This window comes from Paraconexibacter sp. AEG42_29 (assembly GCF_040581415.1).
GTDB lineage: Bacteria > Actinomycetota > Thermoleophilia > Solirubrobacterales > Solirubrobacteraceae > Paraconexibacter.
The window spans coordinates 1,980,089-2,003,490 of the sequence record NZ_CP114014.1; the positions used below are offsets into that span (position 1 = coordinate 1,980,089).

Genomic DNA, 23,402 nt, shown 5'->3' on the forward strand with positions numbered 1-23,402 from the left:
CATGACCCAGCAGCCCAGCGACGGCAAGGTCGCGATCGTCCTCGGCGCGACACGCGGGATCGGCCGGGCGATCGCGCTCGCCCTCGGTGAAGCCGGAGCGATCGTCCTGCCGACCGGTCGCACCCACGACGCGGCGGCGGCCGTCGCCCGCGAGATCGAGGCCGCCGGCGGGCACGCGACACCGGTGGCCATCGACCTGCGCGATGTCGAAGCCACGACCGCGGCGATCGAGGACGCGGCGCAGGCAGCCGGCCGCCTGGACGTCGCGGTGGCGAACGCCGGCGTCAACCCGTACTTCAAACGCCCCGAGCAGCTCGCGCCATCCGAATGGGACGAGCTGATGGCCGTCAACCTGCGCGGCGCGTTCTTCGCCGTCCAGGCCGCGGGCCGGGTCATGCTCGAGCAGGGCTCCGGGAGCATCGTGTCGGTGTCCTCGGCGTCGGTCCTCGTCGGTGCGTCCCGCGGGCTGCCGTACACCGCGAGCAAGGGCGGCCTGGACGCCGTGACGCGCTCGCTCGCCCTCGACTGGGCGCCGCGCGGCGTGCGCGTCAACGGCGTCGCCCCCGGCTACATCGAGACCGACCTCACGGAGGGGCTGCGCGAGAACACGGCGCTCGCCGACGGCCTGCTGGCCAAGGTGCCGCAGGCCCGATTCGGCACGCCGGACGAGGTCGCCGCCGCGGTCTGCTTCCTCGCCTCGGAAGCGGCGAGCTACATCACCGGCCAGACCCTGTACGTCGACGGCGGCATGCTCGTCTACTGACCTGACCCGTCTGGGGGAGAGACGCCCCGGGCGTGTGGTCGCGTCCCGCGGACCGGGGGAGGGTGGGACTATGACCACGGTGACCCCGGCACCCGCGAGCGCGAGCGCGAACGCGGACCTGACCGCAGACCAGACCGACATCCGCGACCTCGCCCGGCGCGTCGCGACCGACCGCGTCGCCCCGTTCGCCGCCGAGTGGGACCGCGAGCACACGTTCCCGCGCGAGCTGTTCACCGAGCTCGGCCAGCTCGGCTTGCTGGCCGTCGACCTGCCGGCGGCGCTCGGCGGCGCGGAAGCCGGCGCACTCGCCCAGGCCCTCGTGCTGGAGGAGCTCGCCCGCGCCGACGCCGGCGTCGGCACCTCACTCGTCGTCCACTACGCCGTCACCGCGATCCTCGCCGCGAACTGCAGCGACGAGCAACGAGCACGGTGGTTCCCCGCGCTCGCCGACGGCTCGCAGCTCTGCGCGTTCGCGCTGACCGAAGCGGACGCCGGCAGCGACACCGGCGCCATCCGGACCCGCGCATCCGGCGGCCGCATCACCGGCACGAAGCAGTGGTGCACCACCGGCTCGCACGCGGCGGTGATCGCCGTGATCGCCAAGGACGACGACACCCCCGGACGCATCTCGGCGTTCCTGGTCGAGCCCGGGGCGGACGGCTTCGCCGTCACCCGCGAGGAGGACAAGCTCGGCATCCGCTCCTCCAACACCGCCGACCTCTCCTTCGACGGCACGCCGGGCGAGTACCTCGGCGAGCCCGGGTCGGGCCAGCGGATGGCGCTGGCCGGCCTTGGCGGCGGCCGCATCTCCGTCGCCGCCCTCGCGACCGGGATCGGACAGGCGGCCCTCGACGTCGCCACCCGGTACGCCCGCGAGCGTCGTGCCTTCGGGAAGCCGATCGGGGCGCACCAGGCGATCGCGCACAAGCTCGCGGACATGGCCACCGACGTCGCCGCCGCCCGCGCCCTGACGCACCGCGCCGCCCGCCTGAAGGAGGCCGGCGCCCCGCACGTCATTGAAGCGTCACAGGCCAAGCTGTTCGCCAGCCGCGTCGCCCGCAACAACGCGCAGGAGGCGATCCAGGTCCTCGGCGGCTACGGATTCTCGCGCGACTTCCCCGCCGAGAAGCTCTACCGCGACGCGAAGATCACCGAGATCTACGAGGGGACGAGCGAAATCCAGCGCCTCGTCATCAGCCGCGACCTGCTCGGTGACCTGCATGTCTGATCCCGTCATCGTCGGCGCCGGCATGACCCGCTTCGCCCGCGACAAGACGTCGACGCTGAAGTCGCTCGCCGAGGCCGCCGTCACCGCCGCCCTCACCGATGCCGGCCTTGACGCCGCGGACATCGACCTCGTCGTCGCCGGCAACGCCGCGGCCGGCCTGACCACCGGCCAGGAGATGATCCGCGCGCAGGTCGAGCTCTCGGGCACCGCCCTCGGCGGCGTCCCGATGCTCAACGTCGAGAACGCCTGCGCCACCTCCTCCAGTGCGCTGCACGTGGCGACGATGGCGGTCCGCTCCGGCGAGTACGAGACCGTCCTGGTCCTCGGCACCGAGAAGATGACCTCCGAGGACAAGACCGCCACGCTCGCCGCGATCGCGTCCGGCGCCGACGTCTCGCAGCTCGCCGCGTACACGCGCGAGCTCACCGGCCGCGACGGCCCCGCGGAGTCGTTCTTCATGGAGGTCTACGCGCAGCTCGCACGGGACTACATGGAGCGCACCGGCGCGACCCCCGCCGACTTCGCGCAGGTCGCCGTGAAGAACCATCACCACGGCACGCTGAACCCGAACGCGCAGTACCGCGAGGAAGTGACTGTCGAGCAGGTGCTCGCCAGCCGCATGGTCGCCGACCCGCTGACCGTGATGATGTGCTCGCCGATCGCCGACGGCGGCGCTGCCCTGGTCGTGACGAGCGCCGAGCGCGCCTCCACGCGACGCGACCCCGCCCGAGCCGTGCACATCCGCGCGTCGGCAACCGTGTCGGGCGTGGCCGGCGGCAGCTCGCCGTCGCCCGCCGAGCGTGCCGCGGCCAGGGCCTACGCCCAGGCCGGGATCGGCCCGGGCGACCTGCACGTCGTCGAGGTCCACGACGCCGCCGCCCCCAGCGAGCTGATGATCTACGAGGAGCTCGGTCTGTGCCCGGCCGACGGCGGGGCGGAGCTGCTGCGCTCCGGTGCCACCGCGCTCGGGGGTCGCGTCCCCGTCAACCCCAGCGGCGGACTGACGTCGAAGGGCCATCCGCTCGGCGCGACCGGCTGCGGGCAGATCGTCGAGCTCGTCGAGCAGCTCCGCGGCGAGGCGGGCGACCGCCAGGTCGACGGTGCCCGGTTCGCACTGGCCGAGAACGGCGGCGGCTACCTGCACCCCGACCCGGCGGTGTGCGTGATCACCATCCTCGAAAAGGCGGAACGATGAGCACGGCGCAACAGACCGACGCCGTCCTGCACGAGCAGCGTGGCGCGGGCCTCTGGCTCACGCTCAACCGGCCGAGCAACCTCAACGGCCTCTCGCCCGAGATCCTCGACGGCCTCCTCACCGGCATCACCCGTGCCGAGCAGGACCCCGCCATCCGCGCGGTGGTCATCACCCACGCAGGCCGCGCGTTCTGCGCCGGCGCCGACCTCGCCCACATCCAAGCGCTGCAGGAGCGCGAAGGCACCGCGCTCCCGTTCCTCGAGGAGGTCGGCGTCGCGTTCGCGCGGATCGAGGCGAGCCCCGTGCCGGTCATCGCGGCCGTCGCCGGGATCGCCGCCGGCGGGGGCCTCGAGCTCCTGCTCTGCTGCGACATCGTCCTCCTCGCCGAGGGCGCCCGGGCCGGGGACGCGCACGCCACGTACGGCCTGCTGCCCGGCGGCGGGTCGTCGGCGCGGCTGCCGCGGGCAATCGGCCGGCAGCGCGCCAAGCAGCTCCTGTTCACCGGGGACCTGCTCCCCGCCCGGGAGTTGTTCGCGCTCGGATTCGGCAACGAGGTCCTGCCGGACGACGCGCTTCCCGCACGGGCGCAGGCGCTCGTGGAGTCGCTCGCGCAGAAGAGCCCGCTCGCGCTCGCGCGCGTGAAGCGCCTCGCCGACGACGGCCTCGAGCAGACGCTCGCCGTCGCCGTCCGCAGCGAGCTCACCGCGGTCGCGCTGCACGAGCACTCCTTCGACCAGCAGGAAGGCGCCGCGGCCTTCCACGCCAAGCGCCGGCCGGCGTTCGAGGGGCGCTGAGCATGTTCGACCTCACGGGCAGGACGGCCCTCGTCACCGGCGCCGGGCAGGGCGTCGGCCGGGGCATCGCGCTCACGCTCGCCGCACAGGGCGCCGCCGTCGCGATCAACGACTTCTTCCGGGAACGGGCCGACGCCGTCGCCGCGGAGATCACCGCCGCGGGCGGCCGCGCGGTCGGGTTGCAAGCGGACGTCACCGACCTCACGTCGGTCACCGGCGCCGTGGCCGAGGCCGAGGAACAGCTCGGCGCCGGTGTCGACCTGCTCGTCAACAACGCCGGCAACGCCGGACCGAGCCACAACATCGACGACCCGACGCCATTCTGGGAGACCGGCCCCGAGGACTGGGCGCCGTGGATGGCGACCAACTACTACGGCGTCCTGAACTGCGCGCGTGCCGTCCTGCCGGGCATGGTCGAGCGCGGCCACGGGCGGATCGTCTCGATCGTCTCCGACGCCGGCCGGGTCGGCGAGCCGAACCTCGTCGTCTACAGCGGCGCCAAGGCCGGCGCCGCCGGCTTCACCCGGGGACTGGCGAAGGCGATCGGCCGCCACGGGATCACGGCCAACTGCGTCGCGCTCGCGACGATGCGCACCCCCGCGACCGAGCCGCTGCTCGCAGACGCCGACCTCGCCAGGCGCGCGCTGAAGCCCTACGTCGTGCGGCGCTTCGGCGAGCCGTCCGACGCGGCGGCGGCCGTCCTCTTCCTCGTGTCCGACGAGGCCTCGTGGGTGACCGCGCAGACCTACCCCGTCAACGGCGGCTACTCCGTTTCGACCTGAGGACTCTGGCGCATGACCGAACGCACCTTCCGCGACTTCTGGGAGCGCCGCGTCGCGCTCACCCCCGCCGCCTACCGCGCCCTCGCGGAACGCCAGGCGACCGGCAAGCTCGTCCCCGACCTCACCCCCGACAGATAGCGAGCCGACATGGCCACCACCATCACCGTCCTGGAACTCGGCAACGTCTCCACCGACTCGACGTTCGCCAGCCGCGGCCGACTCCCCGGTCAGGCCACCACGACCCATCCCGTCTACGGGTACCTCATCCGCGGCGCGTCCGACAAGCCCATCCTCGTCGACACCGGCTATCGCAACGCCGAGGTCCTGGAACGCGTCGGGTTCACCGTCGACACGCCCGACGGGTTCGGTCTTGCGGCGCAGCTCGCCGCGCAGGACCTCGAGCTCGGCGACCTCGAGATGGTCGTCATGACCCACCTGCACCTGGACCACAGCGGCGGCATCGAGCACATCCCGGCGCACGTCCCGCTCGTCGTCAACCGCCGCGAGCTCGAGTTCGCCGCCGGCGGATCGCAGACGCTCGCCTACCCACCGGAGGACCTGCACCCGACGATCGACCGCATCTTCCAGCCCGGGGCGATGCGCTTCATGGACCTCGAGCTCACCGGTCCGATCGAGATCGCCGAAGGCGTCACGTGCCACCTCACCGGCGGCCACACGCCAGGGTCGATGACGCTCCGCGTGGACACCGACGACGGCGTGGCCACGATCTGCGGCGACGTCGTCTACGACGCCGTCTGCCAGCTGATCCAGCGACCCCAGGTGCTCGCCGCCGCCGAGCCGCAGATCTCGAACAACTTCGCCGTCAGCTCCCTCGCCGAGAGCGCGGCGATCAAGCGCGCCCTGAACGGCACCCGGTACCTGATGCCCTCCCACGACCCGGTGTCGGTCATCGAGCTGAGCGAGGTCGTCGCGATCCTCGACGGCCACACCGTTCCCGGCCCGAGCACGCCCGTCGACGACGACGCCACCAGCAGCCACCTGTCATGAGTGCGCCCGTCCAGCTCACCGTCGACGACGGCGTCGCGCGACTGACCCTCGACGGCCCGATCACGCAGGACTGGGCGGACGCCTTCGCCGCCTGCGCCACGTCGTTGACCGGCCGTGAGGACGTCCGCGTCGTCGTCCTCGGCGGCACGGGCCGGTTCTTCTGCCCCGGCGGTGACCTGGGATCCATGGACGAAGACGTGGAAAGCGCCGTGCGGCACCTCGCGCAGACCCTCCACGTCGGGCTGCTGGCGCTCCGCCGTCTGGACGCTCCGAGTGTCGCCCGCGTCCACGCGACCGCCGCCGGCGCAGGCCTGTCCGTCGTCCTCGCGTGCGACGTGGCGATCGCTGCGCGCTCGGCGTCCTTCACCACCGCGTACAGCGCCGTCGGCCTGTCGCCGGACGGCGGCGCCACCTGGCTGCTGCCGCGCCGCGTCGGCTGGCCTGCCGCCACGGAGCTGCTGATGAGCAGCCGCAGGGTCGGAGCCGACGAGGCCGCCGCGCTCGGCCTGGTGGCCCGCGCCGTCGACGACGGCGAGCTGGACGCCGAGGTGCAGGCGCTCGTCGCGACCTTGGCGGCCGGGCCCACGCGGGCCTACGGCGAGATCCGGCGGCTGCTGGACCGGTCGGCGACGTCGTCGTTCGCCGACCAGCTCGACGCGGAGGCGACGGCGATCGGCCGGTCGGCGGCGTCCCCGACCGGCCAGGCCGGGATCGGCGCGTTCCTCGAGAAGCGCCGGCCGGACTTCGCCGGTCTCTAGCCGGCCGGGGCAGGCGCGAGCGCCGGCACGCCGATCTTTCCCGGTCGGGGCATGCTCATGAGAGCCGCGGCGGCCCACACCACCCCCGAACGAGGGACAACGACCGACGCTGCTGTCGCTCGCGACGCAACGGGTGCACAGTGGGCTCATGCACGCAGCGTGGTACGAGCGCACCGGTGAAGCCGAGGCGGTTCTCGAGGTCGGCGAGATCCCCGACCCGGAGCCGGGACCCGGGGAGCTGCGCGTGCGTGTGCACGTCTCCGGCGTCAACCCGGCTGACGTCAAGCGCCGCAGCGGATGGGGTGGGATCGCGATGGAGTTCCCGCGGGTCATCCCGCACGACGACGGCGCCGGCATCGTCGACGCCGTCGGGCCGGGAGTCGACTCCTCACGCATCGGGGAGCGGGTGTGGCTGTGGGACACGCGGGTCGGCCGCGCGACCGGCAGCGCCGCCGAGCACGTCTGCGTGCCGGCGCGCAACGCCGAGTCGCTGCCCGACGAGATCGACTTCGCGCAGGGCGCGTGCCTGAGCACCCCGGCCCGAACGGCGCACCAATGCCTGGTCACCGGAGACGGCGTCGCCGGCAAGACGGTGCTGGTCGCCGGCGCGGGCGGCGCGGTCGGTGAGGCGACCGTCCAGCTGGCACGCGCCGCCGGCGCCACGCTCGTCATCGGCACGACCGGCCGTCCGCAGAGCCGCGCGATCGCCGAGGCGGCGGGCTGCGACCTGGTGCTCGACTACCGGATCGACGACCTCGCCGCCGCCGTCATGGACGCGACCTCCGGACGTGGCGTGGACCGCGTCGCCGAGGTCGACCTGGCCGCGAACATCGACCTCGACAGCCGCATCTGCGCCGTCGGCGGCACCATCGCCTACTACGCCAGCGACTCCGCCCACAAGCCCGTCATCCCCGTCTGGCGGCTCCTGAGCCGGACGATCGACCTGACGCCGGTCCTGCTCTACAACCTCACCGGCCCCGAGCAGCGCCGCGCTGCCTCCGACGTCGGCCGCTGGCTCTCCGAGGGGCGCCTGCGATCGACGATCGGCCGGCGGTTCGCGCTGGCCGAGGTCGCGGCCGCGCACACGGCCGTCGAGCAGCGCACGTTCGGCGGCAACGTCGTCATCGAACTCGCATGAGCCCTTCCCGCGCAACCAGGACCCGGCCGTTGATCTGCGAAGCTGACGCGGTGGGCACCCCCGACGCTCGTCCATCTCTGACGCCCGTCAACCCTGGCCGCGCCGCCGAGGCCCGCGACGCCGCCATCCAGCTGTTCGCGCAGCGCGGCTACCGCGGGACGACGATCAACGACATCGCCGACGTCATGGGCATCCGCGGCCCCTCGCTGTACAAGCACGTCACGTCCAAGCAGGCGATCCTGCGCGACATCGTCGTCTCGACGATGGACCTGCTGCTCGAGCACCAGCGCGACGCGATCGCCGCCAGCGACGACCCGGCGGTGCAGCTGCGCGAGATGACCCGGGCCGTCGTCCGCGACCACGTCGAGAACCGCCAGCGGGCGTACGTCTGCATGCGCGAGCTCGCAAGCCTCGAGTCGGACGCCCGCGCCGAGGTGCAGGCACAGCGCGACGAGTACTGGCACGCCGCCCGCGCCGTCATCAAGGCCGGCATCGCCACGGGTGTCTTCGACGTCCGCTCGTCGGCCGTCACCACCTTCTGCCTGATCGAGCTGGCCTCCTCGCCGGCCACGTGGTACGACGCCCGCAGCGCGCTCTCCCACGCGGAGATCGCCGACCAGGTCGCGGAGATGTGCCTGCGCCTGGCCGGACACCGCGGCTGATCGCGGCCTACGCGCGCCGCCGTCAGGTGACGGCGAGCGTCAACCCGAGCTGGCGGCCGCGCTGCGCAGCCTCGGTCCGGTTGCGGACCTTCAGCTTGCGGTAGATCGCGGCGGCATGCTGCTTGACCGTCTCCTCCGCCAGATGCAGGCGCGCGGCGATCTCACGGTTGGTCCCGCCGTCGGCCATCAGCGTCAGCACCTGCGCCTCGCGGGCGGACAACGCGCCGCCGCCCTGGGGGGCCGGCGCTGCGAACAGGCGCTGCCCCGAGGCCACGGTCAGGACCGCGTCAGCGAGCTCGGCGGCCGGCAGCGTCTTACGCGCGACGCCGGTGACGCCCATGTACTGGGCGGCCTTCGGAGCGATCGACGCCCGCCCCGCCATCAGGAGCACCCGCAGTCCGGGCCGCGCGGCCGTCAGCGCCGCGGTCGTCGCAGCGGCTTGCTCGTGCCCGAGATCCAGGTCGACGATCGCGACCACCGGCTTGTAGCGGGAAGCCAGCAGGACGGCGGAGGCCGTCGAGCTCGCAGTCAGGCATCGCGCGATCCACGGCTGCTGGGACAGCACCAGCCGCCAGCCGCACTGCACGACCTCCTCGTCGTGGACGACGAGCACGCCCACCCGGTCGGGGCGATGCTCCACCGGCACGGACGCGACAGCAAGCATGGACTGGGACATCGACCTTCCTCCTGGGCAGCTAGCTAATGCTCGCTAGCCTAGAGTGGACCGGATGGATTTGCAACCGCGGCCGGTGTCCTCCGGGCCCTGCCATCCCCCGCTTGGGGCATCGGCAGCGCAGCGCGGCACCGCACCCGTCCCAGCGTGGCAAGGATCAGGAGGCCCCGCTTCTCGAGGAGACCGATGACCGAGCAGACAACGACGGCCGCTGCGCCGTCCGGCACCTTCCTGTTCCCCCAGACCAGCTCCGTTCGCTACGGGCCCGGCAGCATCGCCGAGCTCGGACCGGTCGCTGATGAGCTCGGCGCCGCGCGCGTGTTCGCGATCACGACCGGGTGGGTCGACGGCCTGCAGGACCAGCTGGCTGAGGCACTCGGCGACCGCTACGCCGGCGCCTTCCTCGGCACGGAGATGCACGTCCCGCGCTCGTCAGTGCTCGCCGCTGCCGAGGCAGCCCGCGAAGCCGGGGCGGACGCGATCCTCTCCGTCGGCGGCGGCACCCAGATCGACTGCGCCTCCGCCGTCGGCATGGCCCTCGCGTGCGACATCCGCACCGACGCGGACTTCGACCGCTGGCGCGTGCGCTACACCTACCCCGACGACCTGCACGTCCCCGACATCCCCGCGGGCGTCGTGCCGCACATCTCGATCCCGACGACTCTCTCAGGCGCCGAGTCGACCAACATCTTCGGCGTCACGGACCCTGCGCGCCACACCAAGGACGCCTACAAGAACGCGCAGTTCGTCGCGCACACGGTGATCCTCGACCCGGAGCTGACCGTCGACGTCCCGGACTGGCTGTGGGCCTCGTCGGGCATGCGCGCCGTCGATCACGCTTTAGAGGGAATCCTCTCCAAGCGGCACATGCCGATGGCGGACGCGCTCGGGGTCGAGGGCCTGCGGATCATCGCCGGGCACCTGGAGCACTCGGCGGCGAACCCGTCGGACGTGCACGCCCGGATGACGTGCCAGCTCGGCGCGTGGCTCTCGATCTACGCGGCCACGAACGTCGGCGTCGGCCTCTCCCACGGCCTCGGACACCAGCTCGCCGCGCAGTTCGGGATGATCCACGGGGTCACCTCCGCCTGCATGCTCCCGCACGTCATGGCGTTCAACGCGGACGTCACCGCACCGCGTCTGGCGCGCATCGCCGAGGCGCTCGGGGCAGCAACCCAGGCGACGCCAGAGGCCGAATCGGCCGCCGCCGGTGTCGCGGCCGTCCGCGAGTTCGTCGACCGGCTCGAGCCGCTCGGCGTCCCCCACACCCTGCAGGCCGCCGGCGCCCGCTACGACGAGCTGCCCGACGTCGCCGACCACGCCCTCACCGACCTCTCGGTCGCCGTCAACCCCAAGCCCGTGACCCGCGACGACCTCATCGGCCTGCTGCAGGCCGCCTGGAGCTGACCCTGATGAGCACCACCGAACGCATCCCGACCGTCCCGGCGGACAGCCCACTCGCCCTCGAGCCTGCGGCGCGCTCGCGCATGAGCGTCGGCACGCTCATCGCCCGCGCCCTCGACAACTTCGGCAGCGAGACGCTGCTGATCGACGAGGACGGCAGCGTCACCTACGCCGAGTTCCGCGACCGCGTCCTGCGTGGCGCTTCCGCGCTGAAGGGCCTCGGTGTCGTGCACGGAGAGCCGGTCGGCCTCGTGGCCGCGAACACCCGAGGGTTCTGCGAGGTCGAGTACGCCTCGGTCCTGTCCGGGTTCGTCCGCTGCGCCGAGGTCCCGCGCCTGCACCCGACCGAGGTCGCGGGCATGTTCGCCGCCGCCGGCGTCCGCGTCGCCGTCGTCCAGCCCGACTGGGTCCAGAAGCTCACAGCCGTCCGCGACCGCATCCCGACCCTCGAGCACATCGTCACGCTCGGACCCGCCGTCGACGGCGCCGCCGCTTGGGATGACCTGCTCGCCGCCGCGCAGCCGGAGCCCATCACCGACCTGCCGGCCGCCGAGGACGACGCGTGGCTGGTGTTCTCCAGCGGGACGACCGGCGAGCCGAAAGGGATCGTCCTCACACACGGCGGCCTGGCGAACATGGTCCGCAACATCCACGGCGAGGTCGGGGAGCTCGACGAGACCGACGTCCTGGTCCACGCGGCACCGCTCGGTCACATGAGCGGGTGCCTGTTCGTCGCCTCGATGATCCGCGGCGGCGCGCAGCTGCTCATGTCGAGCTTCGACGGCACCTCGCTCCTGCAGGCCGTGGAGCGACACCGCGTCACCTGGATGATCGCCGTCCCGACGATGCTGGTGCAGCTCACCGACCTTGCGGAGGAGCTCGACCTCGACACCTCGTCGCTGCGGCGGATCATGTACGGCGCATCGCCGATGATGCCCGACCGCCTCGTCCGCGCGATAGCCGTGTTCGGCGACATCTTCGTCCAGGCGTACGGGCTGTCCGAGGTGCCGATGCCCATGACGCTCCTGCGCGTCAGCGCGCACCGGTTCGACCCGGCGCTTCCCCCGCCGCAGCGGCTGAAGTCCGCCGGCCGTCCGGTCGTCGGGGTCGAGCTCGAGGTCGTCGACGAGCAGCGCCAGCCGCTGCCGCGCGGTTCGGTCGGCGAGATCGCGATCCGCAGCGACGTGCGCATGCGCGGCTACTGGAACCGGCCCGAGCTGACGGCTGAGGTCCTGAGCGACGACGGCTGGTTCTACACCGGCGACGTGGGCCGCTTCGACGAGGAGGGCTACCTGTACATCGTCGACCGCAAGAAGGACATGATCGTCTCCGGCGGCTTCAACGTCTATCCGAACGAGGTCGAGCAGGCCATCAGCGCGCTTCCGGGCGTGCTGGAGGTCGCCGTCGTCGGCGCCCCCGACGACCGCTGGGGCGAGGCGATCGTCGCCGTCGTCGTCCCGCGCCCCGGCGTGACGCTCGTTCCGGACGCGATCATCGCCGGGTGCCGGGAGCAGATCGCCGGCTACAAGTGCCCCAAGAGCGTCGAGGTCTGGGACGAGATCCCGAAGAGCCCGCGCGGGAAACCGCTGCGGCGCGCCGTTCGCGACCGCTTCTGGCAGGACGCCGGCCGGAGCATCTGATGGACATCGGTGTCTCCGTAGGTGCTCGATGCCCTGGCCGAGCACCCACCCGCCCAGCGCGACCGGGCGGTGACGGGCACGAGGCCGATCGTGACGGCCAAGGGTGGGCGATGGCATCACCGGACGTGGCTCCGGACAGGTCGCGTTCGGTCGTGGGAGCTCCCGGGCACAGAGTGGTCATGCAACGCAACCTCTCTGCCCTCGGCAACCTCCCGATCGTCATCTGCCTGGTCGGCCTCGTGCTGGGCGTCGTCGTGTCATGGAGCCTGGGTGCCATCGTTGCCGGCATCGGTGTCGTGCTCGGGCTGTACCTTGCCGTGGTCGACCACAGGACCTCGACCCGTTAGCAGCCGGTGTGGCAGTGCAGGGTCACGTCGATGCGGGCGTGCGGAGGAGTGAGGCCAGCGGCGTCTGCGGATCGGCCAACAGCGCACGATCCGGCGAGATGCCCTCGGCGATGGCCCGCTTGCTGAACATGAACTCCTGCGCCCGGTTGACGCAGTCGGCAGCGACGAACCTCCCCTCAGCGAAGTAGAAGCAGGCGAAGTCGCGACCGCTCGCCGGGTCGCCGCGCAGCACGATGGCGTCGTAGCCGGTGCTGAGGCCGGCGATCTGGAGCTTCAGGTCGTACTGGTCGGACCAGAACCAGGGGAGGGCGGAGATCGCCTTCTCCTGGCCGCAGATCGTCGCCGCCACGGTCTTGGCCTGCTCGACCGCGTTGGAGACGCTCTCCAGGCGGAGGCGACAGTCGTAGCGCGCGTCGAAGTAGTTGGCACAGTCCCCCGCTGCGAAGATGTTCGGATCCTCGGTGCGCCCGTGTGCGTCGATGACGATGCCGTTGTCGACGGCCAGCCCCGCGTCGAGCGCCAGCTCGACATTCGGCAGGACGCCGATGCCGACGATGACCAGGTCGGCGGCGATGGAGTCGCCGTTGGCGAGTCGGACGCTGCTGACACGGCCGTCGCCCTCGAGCGCCGCGACGGCGGCGCCGAGCTGGATGTCGACCCCTTCCTCGCGGTGGACGCGATCGTAGAACGCCGAGACCTCGGGGGCGGTGACCCGCTGCAGGACGCGGTCGGCCACCTCGATCACGGACACCGCGACGCCCAGCTTCCGCAGTGAGGCCGCCGCCTCCAGGCCGATGTAACCGGCGCCGATGATGACCGCGCGGGCGGCGGTCGCGAGGCTGTCCTTGATGGCTCCGATGTCGGCGGCGTCCCGCAGGTAGTGCACGCCGGCGAGGTCCATCCCGGGGATGGTCAGCGGACGAGGTCGGGCTCCCAGGCAGAGCACGAGCTTGTCGTAGCCGACCGTCTCGCCGTCGTCCAGGCTCACGGTCTCGGCCTCGCGGCTGATGGCGGTGACGCGGGCCTGGCGGAAGACCACCCGCTCCTTCTCATAGAACGCCGCCTTGCGGATGAGCAGGTCCGCGAGGCTCGTCGTCCCCGCGAGAAACGTCTTCGACAGCGGTGGGCGCTGATAGGGCAGCGACGGTTCGTCGCCGATCAGCAGGATGTCGCCGGTCCAGCCGCTCTGGCGCAGGCTCGCGCACAGCTGTGCGCTCGCATGGCTGGCACCGACGATGACCACCCGGTTGGTGTCCATCCTTGTTCCCCGATCGCCGCTGTCGCCGGCGCTCAGGCGGCGGCCGGCTTGGGCGTGAGCTGGACCATCATCTTCTCGTAGCCCTTGACGAAGTTCGACTGCACGTACTCGGGCTCCCCGATGACGTCGATGCTGTCGAACCGGGCCAGGAGCTCCTCCCAGAGGATGCGCAGCTGCATCTCGGCGAGGCGGTTGCCCATGCAGCGGTGCACGCCGAAGCCGAACGACATGTGGTTGCGGGCGTTGGGCCGGTCGATGATCAGGGCGTCCGGGTTCTCGAACTTCCGCTCGTCGCGGTTGCCCGAGGCGTACCACATGACGACCACGTCGCCCTTGCGAATGAACTGCCCGCCGAAGTGGACGTCCTGCGTGGCGACCCTGCGCATGTAGGCGAGCGGGGTCTGCCAGCGGATGACCTCCGAGACCATGTTCGGGATCAGCGAGGGATTCGCCTTGAGCTTCTCGAACTGGTCAGGGTGCTTGCTGAGGGCGAGGACGCCGCCGGACATCGAGTTGCGGGTGGTGTCGTTGCCGCCGACGATCAGCAGCGTCAGGTTGCCGAGGAACTCGAGCGGCTTCTTGATCAGGTCCTTGGTGTCCTCGGACGTCTGCATCAACGTGATGAGGTCGAACCCCGGCTCCTCGCCGGCCTTCCGGCGCGCCGCCTTGTCGTGCCAGAGCGCCGTGAAGCCCTTCGCGAGCTCCTCGATCGCGGCGTAGCAGTCGTCCTGGTGCGAGGTGCCGCCCGTGCCCTCCGCCGTCCCGCTGATGGTGTCCGACCAGTACGTCAGCTTGCGCCGCTCCTCGTACGGGAAGTCGAGGATCGTCGCGAGCATCCGGCCGGTGATCTCGATGGACACCCGCTGGACCCAGTCGAACGGCTCGTCCGTCGGCAGGCCGTCGAGCACCTCCTGGACGCGCTCGCGGATGAGCCCTTCCATCTCCTTCAGGTTCTTGGGCGCGACGACCCCCTGCACGGCCTTGCGCTGGACGTCGTGCTTGGGCGGGTCCATCGCGATGAACATCTCGATGTCCAGCGGCGGGGGCCCGAGGACGATGTACGGCTCGGCCGAGAAGACCTTCGCGTTCGAGTCGACGGCCTGGATGTCCTCGTAGCGCGTGACCGACCAGAAGGGGCCGAACGGGCTGTCCGCGAGGTAGTGGACCGGCGCCTCGGCGCGGAGCCGCGCGAAGTACGGGTACCACTTCTGCTGCCGGTTCATGAAGGGGTTGCTGACGTCGATCTCGGTCAGCGGCACATCCGCCGGATCCGGAATCGGCCGCTCGGTGAAGACCAGCGGCTTGCTCAGGCCGGCCAGGCGCTTGGCCTTCTCCACCAGGTGCGCGGCCCGCACCTGCCGATCGACAGGGACAGTCGCCTGCACCTTGTCGGTCACTCTGGTCTTGGCTCTGTCGAGAACGCTCTCGGTGGTAGTCATGGTTCGCTCGCTCAGCTGTCGTATGGGTAGAAGGTCATGCCTACATCTGGAACTCGGGGAGGTGCACCTTCAGGCCGTCGAAGCTCGCGCACGCCTTCAGCTGACACGAGAGGCGCGAGTTCGGCGAGCACTCGGGCGACATCTCGATCATCTGGCTCTCCTCGTCGGAGCGGGTCCCGGTCCTGTCCACCCAGTCGTCGTCGACGATGACGTGGCACGTCCCGCACGACGCCTCGCCGCCGCAGTCGCCATCGATTCCGGGTACGCCGTTGCTCGTGGCGAGCACCATGAGGGACTCGCCGTCGACGAGATCGACCTCGTGGGCGGTGCCGTCGTGCGTCACGAACGTGATGGATCCTGTGGACATGGAACGACCATACGTGAGTGCTTTACATGATGTCAAGCCATAACGTTCTGGCGGAGTGTAATGTTGCCGCATGGCCGTCCTGTCCCGACGCTCCGAAGGCTCCGACGCTCGACGGGCCACCGAGGAGGCGCTCGTCGGTGCGACCCTTGCCTGGCTTGGCGAGGGCGTCGCGTACGCGGATCTCTCGATCGAGCAGATCGTCAAGCGGGCCGGCCTGTCGCGTCCGACGTTCTACGCGTACTTCCGCGACAAGCGCGCGCTGGTCCTGCACCTCGCCGTCGCGTTCGAGGAAGACCTGGCCGCCGTGGCCGAGCCATGGCTCGAGAACGCGGCCGGCAACGTGCGGGACACGCTCGAGGGCGTTCTGGGCGTCTTCCAACGGCACGCGGCCACGCTGGGCGCCGTCGTGGAAGCCGCCACCTACGACGACGAGGTCGCAGAGTTCTGGCGCGCGTTCCACGGCCGCTTCCGTCCCGGGGCGGAAGCCCGGGTCCGGGCGGGGACGCCGGATCTCGATGAGGAGTCCGTCCGCGCGCGCGCCTTCGCCCTGATCTACATGACGGAGAGCTCCATCACCGCGCATGTGCTGCGGCCCTCGGTCGGCGAGCACGAGCTGGTGGCGCAGCTCGCGTTCGTCTGGGACGCCGCGACCGCCGGCTGACGGCGGTGACGCAGATCGACGTCAGCGAGCCGCGTCGGCGAGGTAGGCGGGCCAGCTGCCGTGGGATGAGATGTCGGGGGCGCCGGCGAGCGCCACCGCCTCGCAGGTGAAGCCGACGACCCCGCGGCCGTCCTCGAGCGTGACGCGGACGAGCGCCATCGGCTGCGGCAGCGCGGCCGCGAAGGAGCCGAGCGCTGCCTCCGCGAGCGTCCAGAGCTCGCCCTCGATCGCCGCGCCGCCGCTCGCGACACGGACGAGGCCGGGCTTCGGCGGGTTCGTCGCGAGTGCGTGCAGGCGGTAGTCGGGGGTGGTGCGCAGGGTCCCGGCGAGACGTGCGCCGCGGGAGGTCAGCTCGTGGTTCAGCGGCTGCCCCTGGCGGTGTGCGCCGACCACGAACAGCGCGGTCTCGGTCGCGGTCACGGGAGCACCGACGCAGGGACGGCCTGCGGCACGGCCGCGGTCCACGCCGCCGCGAGGGCCAGCAGCGTCCGGTCGGCACCGGCAACCGCGACGAGCGTCACGCCGAACGGCGGGCGGACCACCTCGCCGCCGCGATCGAGGACCGGGACGGCGATCGCGCAGAGGTCCAGGAGGTTCACCGAGTTCGTGTAGGTGCCAAGTCGCCGGTTGACGGCGATCGGCTCGGCAGCGACCTCGGCGAACGTGGGGATCGTCGGCGCGGTCGGCAGCAGCAGCGCATCGATGCCGCCGAGCAGCTCCCGGGTGACGAGACGCAGCTCGGCCAGCCGGTGCATCGCCCGGAACGCATCGGCCGCTGACGCCGTGGCCCCGCGGCCGACCACGGCGGCGACGGTCGGATCCAGGCCGGCCGGCCGGGCGTCGAGGACCGCGGCCAGGTCCGCGTAGCGCTCCGCGAGCCACGGGCCGTCGTAGAGGAGCCGCGCGGCCTCGGCGAGCGGCGCGATGTCGACCGCCACGACCTCGGCGGCGAGGTCGTCCGCGGCGTGGGCGAGCGCGCTCTCCCAGCCGCGCCGCGCCGGCCCGTCGAGCGCCTGCAGCCCAGCGGCATCGGGCACGGCGAGCCGGACCCGGTCGCCCGGCGACCATGTCGCAGGGGCGCCGGCGTCGCGCCCGTCCGTCCGCGCGAACGGGTCGTGGGCGTCGGGGACCGCGCACACGTCCAGCACGCGCGTGGCGTCGGCGACGTCCCGCGTGAAGACCGACACGCAGTCGAGCGAGCGCGACGCCGGGAGGACGCCGCGGGTGCTGATCACGCCGCGGGTCGGCTTCAGCCCGACGATGCCGTTGAAGGCCGCCGGGACGCGCCCGCTGCCGGCCGTGTCCGTCCCGAGCGCGAAGACGACCGTGCCGTCCGCGACCACCACCGCCGATCCGGAGGACGAGCCGCCGGAGACGTAGCGCGGATCGAGCACCGACGCACAGGCGCCGTAAGGCGTGCGCGTGCCGACCAGGCCGGTGGCGAACTGGTCGAGGTTCGTCTTCCCCACGAGCAGGGCACCGGCCTGAAGCAGGCTCGCGACGACCGGCGCGGTGACGGTCGGCACGGTCGCGAAGCCGGGGCACGCCGCTGTCGTCGGCAGCCCCGCGACGTCGATGTTGTCCTTGACCGCGAACGGGACGCCGCACAGCGGCAGATCGGTCCGGTCGTCGAGCACCGCGGCGGCGGCGAGCAGCGCGCCGGGCTCGACGAGCGTGATCCACGCGGGGTCGGCGCCGGCCGCCGACCCCGGACCGTGCAGCCGGGCGACGAGGTCCCGGGCGACCGCGCTCGGCGTCGAGCGGCCGCTGCGGATCGCCTCGAGATGCGCCGCGATCGACTGCATCGGCTACGCCTCGAGGACGGCGAGCAGGTCGGTCGACGAGGCCACCGCCCCGAAGACGCCGCCCTGCATCGTGACCATGTGCAGCGCGGCGAGGTGGTTCGCGTGGTCGGTCGCCCCGGTGCAGTCGGACAGGATCAGGCACTCGTAGCCGAGGTCGTTCGCCTCGCGCATGATCGTGTGGACGCAGACGTCGGTCGTGATCCCGGTCATCACGAGCGAGTGGACGCCGCGGGAGCGCAGCTGCAGGTCGATGTCCGTCGCCCCGAACGCGCCCTTGGTGGGCTTGTCGACGATCATCTCGCCGGGCAGCGGCGCGAGCTCCTCGATGATCTCCCAGCCCGGCTCGCCGCGGACGAGGATACGGCCGCACGGGCCGGCGTCCCCGATCCCCGCGCCGATCCGCTGCGCGCGCCAGAGCTTGTTCGGCGGGCAGTCGGACAGGTCGGCGTTGTGACCCTCGCGGGTGTGGAGGACCGGCGCGCCGCGCGCCCGCCAGGCGGCGAGCAGGCGCTGCGTCGGCGCGATTCCCGCACGGACCAGGTCCAGGTCGTAGCCCATCGTGTCGACGTACCCGCCCGGGCCGCAGAAGTCCGTCTGCCAGTCCACCAGGACGAGCGCGGTGCGGGCGAGGTCGATCGTCCCGGTGTAGGGCCACGGGTAGGGCCGGCTGGCGACGGTGCCCGCGATGGTCATGGTCTCGGTGGTGCTCATCGGATGGTCTCCTGGAGGGGCGCGTGGGCGCGGATCGTGTCGGCGAAGGTGCGCGGTGCGTCGTACTGGGGAAGGTGAGCGCAGCCGGGGACCGTGATGACGGGCGCGCCGGTGCGGTGGGCGAGGGCGGCGGCGACCCGGTGGCGGAGCGGCGGGCTCAGCGCGCCGACGGTGCACACCAGGCGCTCGCCGACCGCGGGGCCGAGCTGCGGGTCGAAGGCGAGGAAGGCCGGGGCGTCCCGCTCGATCAGGGTGGCCCGGGCGAGCACGGCGTCCCGCACGGGGGCGTCGAGGGCCGCCCACGTGCCCGGTCCCGCGAGGGCGCGGGCGAGCCCCGCCCCACCGCCGGCCGCGAGCGCGCCGCGGACCAGCTCGCCGAGGGCGGGGACGAGCGCCCCGACCGCCGGCTCGTGAGCCACGGCGCGGATGAGCCGCTCGGGGTGGCTGATCGCCATCGCGAGCGCCACGGTCGCGCCGCCGCTCATGCCGGCCACGGTCGCCCGGCCGACGCCGGCCTCGTCCAGGACGGCGACGACGTCGTCGACGTTCTCGGCCACGGTCGCCGCCGGCGCGAGGCCGTCCCGGCTCCCGTACCCGCGGCGCTCGACCACCAGCACCCGGGCCCCGCGGTCGCGCAGGGCCCGGGCGAGCGGCGCCACGGTGTCGGGACCGAACCCGACACCGTGGACCAGGACGACCGGATCAGCGGCGGAGGTCAGGCCGGGACCGCGACGGGCTCGGGCGTCTTGACCGCCGCCGGGACCTTGCCGGACTCGATCGCCTCGGCGAGCTCGTCGTCGACATCCATCGGGTCGGTCGGGTCGCGCTCGCGCTCCGGGACCTTCAGCAGGTGGAAGCCGAGGCAGACGACGCCGGACAGCGCGTACCCGAGCCCGACCTTCGGCGCCTCGAACAGGTCGACCTCCGCACCGTGGATCAGGCCCACCGAGGCGAGTGCGCCGCCGATGAAGCAGAACGCCGCGGCCTGCACGAACCGGCGGTCGATCAGGAAGACCGCGATCGCACCCAGGACCATCCCCGCGAGCACCGCCCCCTGCCCGAGCGTGTTCAGGCCAGGGAAGATCACGCCGGCGTTGGTCAGCGCGTCCGCTCCGACCTTGTCGACGTTGGTCCCGGCCGCCGACAGGGTGCTGTCGACCAGGCCGTACCCCCAGGCGGCGATGTTCGGGATCATCGCGATGACGATGGCCGGGTAGTGCGCCCGCGGGACCGCCTTGAACGCCTGGGCGCCGATGACAAGCCCGATGTAGAGCAGGACCGGCACGATCGCCGGGATCGGCAGGAGCGCGCTGAGCAACGGGAACATGCCGAGGACGCAGAGCGCGAAGATCAGCACGCCGGTGGCGAGCGAGTAGGCGACGCGTCCGCCGGCGTCCTTCCAGCCCGGGTGGCCGATGTAGACGGCGGGCGGGAACGGGCAGCCCATCGCGGCGCCGACGCAAGCGCCGGTGCCGTCGGCGAGCAGGACGGCCCGCAGGTCGTAGTCGTCACCGGCGGCCGAGGCGCTCTCGACGTTGCTCATCGCCTCGGTGAAGTTGTAGATCCCGAGCGGGATCGCGGTCGCCAGCAGCGGCGAGATCTCCTTCAGGCCGTCCATCAGGAGCCCGAACTCCAGGCCTGGCAGGCCGACGCCGATCTCCTTCGCCGCGGTCTCCACGTCGGGGGCCGACATGTAGCCGCCGGCCCAGCCGATCGCGCTGCCCAGCAGCAGGGCGGCGAGCCCGATCGGGACGTTGCCCGGCAGGCGCACGCCGGAGACGAACCCGATGATGATCACCGTCAGGACCGGGAGCGCGATCCAGGTCGCCTCCCACATCTGCGCCGCGGGCCGCATCGAGATGAACGTCACGGAGATGCCGGCGAGCATCCCGAGCATCGCGGCGCGGGGGGTCAGGCGGCGGACGTACGGCCCGACGAACGCCCCCAGCAGGATGATCACGCCGATGATGAACGCCCACGCGACGCCGGCTGCCCAGGCCTGGATCGGGTCCTTGGTCTGGAGGTAGACCGGCAGCATGATCACGAGCGTCACGATGAACATGTGCGGGACGCTCGGGCCGTAGGGCAGCGCCGTCACGTCCGTGCGGCCGGTCTTCGCCGCGAGCCGCTTCGCGAGGTAGAAGTAGAAGACGTTGCCGATCAGCAACTCGATGCCGAGCGCCGGCAGGATGACGCCGGACACGTCGCCGGCCGGGATGTTCACGACGAACAGGACGAGCCCGCTGAGGACGAGCACGTTCACCAGCATGTTCACGAACAGGCCGAAGAACGCATTGAGGTCCCCGCGTGTCCAGAACGGGATCGTGGGTGGGCTGAGGGCAGGGGTCGACATGGTCAGGCTCCGAGGTCGGCGGTGACGGGGGCAGGGGCGAGGACGGCGAGGAGCTCTTCCGACGGCGCGACCCAGCCGAAGATGCCGCCCTGGGCGGCGATCATCTGCAGGCCGACCGCGTGGAACTCGGGGAAGTAGGAGCCGCAGCAGTCGCTGACGACGAGGCACTCGAACCCGCGGTCGTTGCCCTCGCGGACGGTGGTGTGGACGCAGACCTCGGTGGTGACGCCGGTGACGATCAGGTGCGTGATCGCGCGGTTGCGGAGCAGGAGCTCGAGGTCGGTCGCGTAGAACGCGCCCTTGCCCGGCTTGTCGAGGACGACCTCACCCGCGATCGGCGCGAGCTCCGGGACGATGTCGTGGCCCTCCTCGCCGCGGACGAGGATGCGTCCCTTCGGTCCCGGGCTGCCGATGGTCACGGCACCGCGGCCGCGGGCGAGCTTCGCCGGCGGGCAGTCGGCGAGGTCGGGCCGGTGACCCTCGCGGGTGTGGACGACGAGCATCCCGGCAGCGCGGGCGGCGGCAAGGACGAGCTGCAGCGGCGGCACCACGCGGGCGAGGAGCGACACGTCGTTGCCGAGCAGCTCCCCGAAGCCGCCCGGCTGGAGGAAGTCGCGCTGCATGTCGATGACGACGAGCGCCGTCGTGGCGGGATCGAAGTCGAACTCGTACGGCTGGGCTGGGACGCTGAGCATGCGTGGCTTTCCCCCGGTCTGCGCCGGTGTCGGCAGGGTGTGGTCGGCGACGGTCGACAGCGTTGTATGCAACGTCGTCGACAATGTCTCGCGCAGCTTCCCGTGGCGGGGGCGCGTCCACATCGGACTGACGGTCGAAACCGGTTCCGCCCTTGGGCCACAAACGACGCCCGGTACGCTGAGCCGCGCATGCCGCCCCGTACCGCGCACGCCGACCGGGTCTATGCCCAGCTCCGCGACGGGCTCCTGCGCGGCGACTTCCCCGTCGGCCGGCGGCTCGTCGAGCAACAGCTGGCGGCGCGCTTCGAGACCAGCCGCACGCCGATCCGCGAGGCGCTGCGGCGCCTGGAGGGCGACGGTCACCTCGTGCGGGACCCGGCCGGCGGCCTCAGCCCCGCGGTCCCCAGCGTCCGGTCGATGCGCGACCTCTACGACGTCCGGCTGGCCATCGAGGAGCTCGTCGTCCGCCGCGCCGCGACCGCCGGGAACCGGGGCATCCTCGATGCCCTCGCCCAGGACTGGCGCATGCTCGAGGCCGAGTGGAGCGGCGGTCGCCACGGCGACGGCGGACCCGGTTTCGTCATCCGCGACGAGGACTTCCACCAGCGCCTGGCCCAGGCGAGCGGCAACGCCTACGCCGAACGGCAGCTCAACGACGTCAACGAGCGGATCCGCATCCTGCGCATCCACGACTTCACGCTGGAGGAGCGCGTCCGCTCGACGATCACCGAGCACCTCGAGATCGTCGACGCGGTGATCGCCCAGGACCCCGACGGCGCCGCGTCGTTCATGCGCGCGCACGTCCAGCGCAGCGCGCTCGTCGTGCGGGAGCGCGTGGGTGAGGCGCTCGCGCGGATGTTCGACGAGGACGCCGACTGACGCTGCCGCCATCGCCGTCGCCGCCGCCGCCCGAACGGGTTGTGCTCCGCCCGCGAGCACCTTGGGGTGCCGCAGGCAGGCGCGGAGGCGTTCAAAGGCAAGTTCCCACGAGCTGCACGAGCTGTCGCAGGCTAGGTTCGTGCGGTGTTGTACGAGCGCTTCGTCGAACGCGTCGGCCGGGTCCGCTACCGCCAAGCTTGTGAGGCCGCACGTGCCACCGCGGCATCCACCGGCAAGGGCGCCGACCTGCGCGAGCCGTGGCCGGATGACCTCGAGGACGTCCCGCACGAGCTGGCGGACGTCTGGTCCGAGCCCGGGGCCCCGCTCGACACCCGCCTCGACACGGCCCTGCGGTTCCTCGCCGAGATGCCGTGCTACGCGAACACGATGATCATGACCGGCTGGTTCCACGACATGACCGCGACGCAGACGGCGCGCGTGTGGGACGCCTACCGCGCGGCGCTCGCGGGACCCGACGAGGGCCTCGCGGCCGTGGTCGCCTACTCGTTGTGGGTCGACTACTTCGAGGACGGCCGGACGTCCGAGGACGCCTTCGCGGCGATGACCGTCGCGGGCGGGACGGACCGGGATCGGCGCATCGCACGCGTCCTGTCCGTGGCCGGGCCGGCGCCGTGGGGGCCCAAGCGGCGGCTGTTCGACGAGCTGATCGCGGACCAGCGCTGGCATGCCGACATCCTCGAGGCGGTCAAGGGGAGCCTCTTCGACGCCTACGGCCAGGCCGGGACGGACGCGGGCGACATCCTGCGGCGGCTGGACGTGCCCGCCGCCTCCGCTGCCGACGTCGAGCGGGCCAGGGACGCGGCGGCGCGCATCCGGTGAGG

26 protein-coding genes are annotated in these 23,402 nt (G+C 72.2%); 16 read left to right on the forward strand and 10 right to left on the reverse strand.

What is annotated here, in order from left to right; translation table 11 throughout:
• Position 1 precedes the first annotated feature (1 nt).
• The 10 genes from DSM112329_RS09525 to DSM112329_RS09570 all read left to right on the forward strand — a co-directional run bounded on the left by DSM112329_RS09525 (position 2) and on the right by DSM112329_RS09570 (position 8,328).
• Positions 2-763 (forward strand): glucose 1-dehydrogenase, encoded by a 762-nt coding sequence (locus tag DSM112329_RS09525; RefSeq protein WP_354701581.1) that lies wholly within the window; start codon positions 2-4, stop codon positions 761-763.
• Between the two features lie 70 nt (positions 764-833).
• Positions 834-1,991, forward strand: coding sequence for an acyl-CoA dehydrogenase family protein (locus DSM112329_RS09530; protein WP_354701582.1), 1,158 nt, complete (start codon positions 834-836; stop codon positions 1,989-1,991).
• Positions 1,984-3,186, forward strand: a complete 1,203-nt coding sequence (locus DSM112329_RS09535; RefSeq protein WP_354701583.1) for a thiolase family protein — start codon at positions 1,984-1,986, stop codon at positions 3,184-3,186. The genes DSM112329_RS09530 and DSM112329_RS09535 overlap by 8 nt, the downstream gene beginning before the upstream one ends.
• Complete coding sequence (locus DSM112329_RS09540; protein WP_354701584.1) at positions 3,183-3,980, forward strand: enoyl-CoA hydratase/isomerase family protein; 798 nt, start codon at positions 3,183-3,185, stop codon at positions 3,978-3,980. The genes DSM112329_RS09535 and DSM112329_RS09540 overlap by 4 nt, the downstream gene beginning before the upstream one ends.
• Before the next feature lie 2 nt (positions 3,981-3,982).
• Complete coding sequence (locus DSM112329_RS09545; RefSeq protein ID WP_354701585.1) at positions 3,983-4,762, forward strand: SDR family oxidoreductase; 780 nt, start codon at positions 3,983-3,985, stop codon at positions 4,760-4,762.
• A gap of 12 nt (positions 4,763-4,774) precedes the next feature.
• Positions 4,775-4,900: a hypothetical protein gene (locus tag DSM112329_RS09550; RefSeq protein WP_354701586.1), complete on the forward strand. Its 126-nt coding sequence runs from the start codon at positions 4,775-4,777 to the stop codon at positions 4,898-4,900.
• Between the two features lie 9 nt (positions 4,901-4,909).
• Positions 4,910-5,770: an N-acyl homoserine lactonase family protein gene (locus tag DSM112329_RS09555; protein WP_354701587.1), complete on the forward strand. Its 861-nt coding sequence runs from the start codon at positions 4,910-4,912 to the stop codon at positions 5,768-5,770.
• On the forward strand, positions 5,767-6,528 hold the full coding sequence (locus DSM112329_RS09560) for an enoyl-CoA hydratase-related protein (protein ID WP_354701588.1): 762 nt from the start codon (positions 5,767-5,769) through the stop codon (positions 6,526-6,528). The genes DSM112329_RS09555 and DSM112329_RS09560 overlap by 4 nt, the downstream gene beginning before the upstream one ends.
• A gap of 148 nt (positions 6,529-6,676) precedes the next feature.
• Complete coding sequence (locus tag DSM112329_RS09565; RefSeq protein WP_354701589.1) at positions 6,677-7,666, forward strand: NADPH:quinone reductase; 990 nt, start codon at positions 6,677-6,679, stop codon at positions 7,664-7,666.
• 50 nt (positions 7,667-7,716) lie between these two features.
• Positions 7,717-8,328 carry a TetR family transcriptional regulator gene (locus DSM112329_RS09570; RefSeq protein ID WP_354701590.1) on the forward strand — a complete coding sequence of 204 codons (612 nt, stop codon included), beginning with the start codon at positions 7,717-7,719 and terminating at the stop codon, positions 8,326-8,328.
• A 22-nt stretch (positions 8,329-8,350) separates the two neighbouring features.
• Here the strand turns inward: DSM112329_RS09570 and DSM112329_RS09575 are convergent, their stop codons facing one another.
• The gene (locus DSM112329_RS09575) at positions 8,351-9,004 is read right to left on the reverse strand and encodes a response regulator transcription factor (RefSeq protein WP_354701591.1); all 654 of its coding nucleotides are present in this window, start codon (positions 9,002-9,004) and stop codon (positions 8,351-8,353) included.
• A gap of 183 nt (positions 9,005-9,187) precedes the next feature.
• Between DSM112329_RS09575 and DSM112329_RS09580 the strand changes: the two genes are divergently transcribed.
• From DSM112329_RS09580 to DSM112329_RS09590, 3 genes are all read left to right on the forward strand, one after another.
• Positions 9,188-10,408, forward strand: a complete 1,221-nt coding sequence (locus tag DSM112329_RS09580) for an iron-containing alcohol dehydrogenase (protein WP_354701592.1) — start codon at positions 9,188-9,190, stop codon at positions 10,406-10,408.
• A 5-nt stretch (positions 10,409-10,413) separates the two neighbouring features.
• Positions 10,414-12,045, forward strand: coding sequence for an AMP-binding protein (locus tag DSM112329_RS09585; RefSeq protein WP_354701593.1), 1,632 nt, complete (start codon positions 10,414-10,416; stop codon positions 12,043-12,045).
• Between the two features lie 179 nt (positions 12,046-12,224).
• Positions 12,225-12,392, forward strand: coding sequence for a hypothetical protein (locus tag DSM112329_RS09590; RefSeq protein WP_354701594.1), 168 nt, complete (start codon positions 12,225-12,227; stop codon positions 12,390-12,392).
• Positions 12,393-12,414: 22 nt separating this feature from the next.
• On the opposite strand, the gene DSM112329_RS09595 is transcribed toward DSM112329_RS09590, so the two are convergent.
• The 3 genes from DSM112329_RS09595 to DSM112329_RS09605 are packed head-to-tail and all read right to left on the reverse strand — an operon-like array spanning position 12,415 to position 15,456.
• Positions 12,415-13,650 carry an FAD-dependent oxidoreductase gene (locus DSM112329_RS09595; protein WP_354701595.1) on the reverse strand — a complete coding sequence of 412 codons (1,236 nt, stop codon included), beginning with the start codon at positions 13,648-13,650 and terminating at the stop codon, positions 12,415-12,417.
• Positions 13,651-13,682: 32 nt separating this feature from the next.
• On the reverse strand, positions 13,683-15,089 hold the full coding sequence (locus DSM112329_RS09600; RefSeq protein ID WP_354701596.1) for a cytochrome P450: 1,407 nt from the start codon (positions 15,087-15,089) through the stop codon (positions 13,683-13,685).
• A gap of 40 nt (positions 15,090-15,129) precedes the next feature.
• Positions 15,130-15,456, reverse strand: coding sequence for a 2Fe-2S iron-sulfur cluster-binding protein (locus tag DSM112329_RS09605; protein WP_354701597.1), 327 nt, complete (start codon positions 15,454-15,456; stop codon positions 15,130-15,132).
• Between the two features lie 70 nt (positions 15,457-15,526).
• Between DSM112329_RS09605 and DSM112329_RS09610 the strand changes: the two genes are divergently transcribed.
• On the forward strand, positions 15,527-16,117 hold the full coding sequence (locus DSM112329_RS09610) for a TetR/AcrR family transcriptional regulator (protein WP_354701598.1): 591 nt from the start codon (positions 15,527-15,529) through the stop codon (positions 16,115-16,117).
• Positions 16,118-16,138: 21 nt separating this feature from the next.
• On the opposite strand, the gene DSM112329_RS09615 is transcribed toward DSM112329_RS09610, so the two are convergent.
• Genes DSM112329_RS09615 through DSM112329_RS09640 form a run of 6 tightly spaced genes read right to left on the reverse strand, consistent with a single transcriptional unit; the run spans position 16,139 to position 21,681 of the window.
• Positions 16,139-16,537: a gamma-glutamylcyclotransferase gene (locus DSM112329_RS09615; RefSeq protein WP_354701599.1), complete on the reverse strand. Its 399-nt coding sequence runs from the start codon at positions 16,535-16,537 to the stop codon at positions 16,139-16,141.
• The gene (atzF, locus tag DSM112329_RS09620) at positions 16,534-17,922 is read right to left on the reverse strand and encodes an allophanate hydrolase (protein WP_354701600.1); all 1,389 of its coding nucleotides are present in this window, start codon (positions 17,920-17,922) and stop codon (positions 16,534-16,536) included. Before atzF ends, DSM112329_RS09615 begins: the two co-directional genes overlap by 4 nt.
• 3 nt (positions 17,923-17,925) lie before the next feature.
• On the reverse strand, positions 17,926-18,609 hold the full coding sequence (locus DSM112329_RS09625; protein ID WP_354702462.1) for an isochorismatase family cysteine hydrolase: 684 nt from the start codon (positions 18,607-18,609) through the stop codon (positions 17,926-17,928).
• A 20-nt stretch (positions 18,610-18,629) separates the two neighbouring features.
• Entirely contained in the window at positions 18,630-19,352 is a 723-nt protein-coding gene (locus DSM112329_RS09630; RefSeq protein ID WP_354702463.1) for an alpha/beta hydrolase, read from the reverse strand.
• A complete protein-coding gene (locus DSM112329_RS09635) occupies positions 19,349-20,986 on the reverse strand; it encodes a regulator (protein WP_354701601.1) in 1,638 nt (545 codons plus the stop codon). Before DSM112329_RS09635 ends, DSM112329_RS09630 begins: the two co-directional genes overlap by 4 nt.
• A gap of 2 nt (positions 20,987-20,988) precedes the next feature.
• A complete protein-coding gene (locus DSM112329_RS09640) occupies positions 20,989-21,681 on the reverse strand; it encodes an isochorismatase family cysteine hydrolase (RefSeq protein WP_354702464.1) in 693 nt (230 codons plus the stop codon).
• A 189-nt stretch (positions 21,682-21,870) separates the two neighbouring features.
• Here DSM112329_RS09640 and DSM112329_RS09645 point away from each other — a divergent pair, with 189 nt between their 5' ends.
• Together DSM112329_RS09645 and DSM112329_RS09650 are read left to right on the forward strand one after the other, a co-directional pair.
• Positions 21,871-22,560, forward strand: coding sequence for a GntR family transcriptional regulator (locus DSM112329_RS09645; protein WP_354701602.1), 690 nt, complete (start codon positions 21,871-21,873; stop codon positions 22,558-22,560).
• 144 nt (positions 22,561-22,704) lie between these two features.
• A complete protein-coding gene (locus tag DSM112329_RS09650) occupies positions 22,705-23,400 on the forward strand; it encodes a hypothetical protein (RefSeq protein WP_354701603.1) in 696 nt (231 codons plus the stop codon).
• The last annotated feature ends 2 nt before the right edge of the window (positions 23,401-23,402 follow it).

Excerpts from the sequence above, each read along its gene's own strand:
- DSM112329_RS09525 (WP_354701581.1), top strand. The coding sequence starts at position 2 with ATGACCCAGCAGCCCAGCGACGGCAAGGTCGCGATCGTCCTCGGCGCG.
- DSM112329_RS09530 (WP_354701582.1), top strand. The coding sequence starts at position 834 with ATGACCACGGTGACCCCGGCACCCGCGAGCGCGAGCGCGAACGCGGAC.
- DSM112329_RS09535 (WP_354701583.1), top strand. The coding sequence starts at position 1,984 with ATGTCTGATCCCGTCATCGTCGGCGCCGGCATGACCCGCTTCGCCCGC.
- DSM112329_RS09540 (WP_354701584.1), top strand. The coding sequence starts at position 3,183 with ATGAGCACGGCGCAACAGACCGACGCCGTCCTGCACGAGCAGCGTGGC.
- DSM112329_RS09545 (WP_354701585.1), top strand. The coding sequence starts at position 3,983 with ATGTTCGACCTCACGGGCAGGACGGCCCTCGTCACCGGCGCCGGGCAG.
- DSM112329_RS09550 (WP_354701586.1), top strand. The coding sequence starts at position 4,775 with ATGACCGAACGCACCTTCCGCGACTTCTGGGAGCGCCGCGTCGCGCTC.
- DSM112329_RS09555 (WP_354701587.1), top strand. The coding sequence starts at position 4,910 with ATGGCCACCACCATCACCGTCCTGGAACTCGGCAACGTCTCCACCGAC.
- DSM112329_RS09560 (WP_354701588.1), top strand. The coding sequence starts at position 5,767 with ATGAGTGCGCCCGTCCAGCTCACCGTCGACGACGGCGTCGCGCGACTG.
- DSM112329_RS09565 (WP_354701589.1), top strand. The coding sequence starts at position 6,677 with ATGCACGCAGCGTGGTACGAGCGCACCGGTGAAGCCGAGGCGGTTCTC.
- DSM112329_RS09575 (WP_354701591.1), bottom strand. The coding sequence starts at position 9,004 with ATGTCCCAGTCCATGCTTGCTGTCGCGTCCGTGCCGGTGGAGCATCGC.
- DSM112329_RS09580 (WP_354701592.1), top strand. The coding sequence starts at position 9,188 with ATGACCGAGCAGACAACGACGGCCGCTGCGCCGTCCGGCACCTTCCTG.
- DSM112329_RS09585 (WP_354701593.1), top strand. The coding sequence starts at position 10,414 with ATGAGCACCACCGAACGCATCCCGACCGTCCCGGCGGACAGCCCACTC.
- DSM112329_RS09590 (WP_354701594.1), top strand. The coding sequence starts at position 12,225 with ATGCAACGCAACCTCTCTGCCCTCGGCAACCTCCCGATCGTCATCTGC.
- DSM112329_RS09595 (WP_354701595.1), bottom strand. The coding sequence starts at position 13,650 with ATGGACACCAACCGGGTGGTCATCGTCGGTGCCAGCCATGCGAGCGCA.
- DSM112329_RS09600 (WP_354701596.1), bottom strand. The coding sequence starts at position 15,089 with ATGACTACCACCGAGAGCGTTCTCGACAGAGCCAAGACCAGAGTGACC.
- DSM112329_RS09605 (WP_354701597.1), bottom strand. The coding sequence starts at position 15,456 with ATGTCCACAGGATCCATCACGTTCGTGACGCACGACGGCACCGCCCAC.
- DSM112329_RS09610 (WP_354701598.1), top strand. The coding sequence starts at position 15,527 with ATGGCCGTCCTGTCCCGACGCTCCGAAGGCTCCGACGCTCGACGGGCC.
- atzF (WP_354701600.1), bottom strand. The coding sequence starts at position 17,922 with ATGCAGTCGATCGCGGCGCATCTCGAGGCGATCCGCAGCGGCCGCTCG.
- DSM112329_RS09635 (WP_354701601.1), bottom strand. The coding sequence starts at position 20,986 with ATGTCGACCCCTGCCCTCAGCCCACCCACGATCCCGTTCTGGACACGC.
- DSM112329_RS09640 (WP_354702464.1), bottom strand. The coding sequence starts at position 21,681 with ATGCTCAGCGTCCCAGCCCAGCCGTACGAGTTCGACTTCGATCCCGCC.
- DSM112329_RS09645 (WP_354701602.1), top strand. The coding sequence starts at position 21,871 with ATGCCGCCCCGTACCGCGCACGCCGACCGGGTCTATGCCCAGCTCCGC.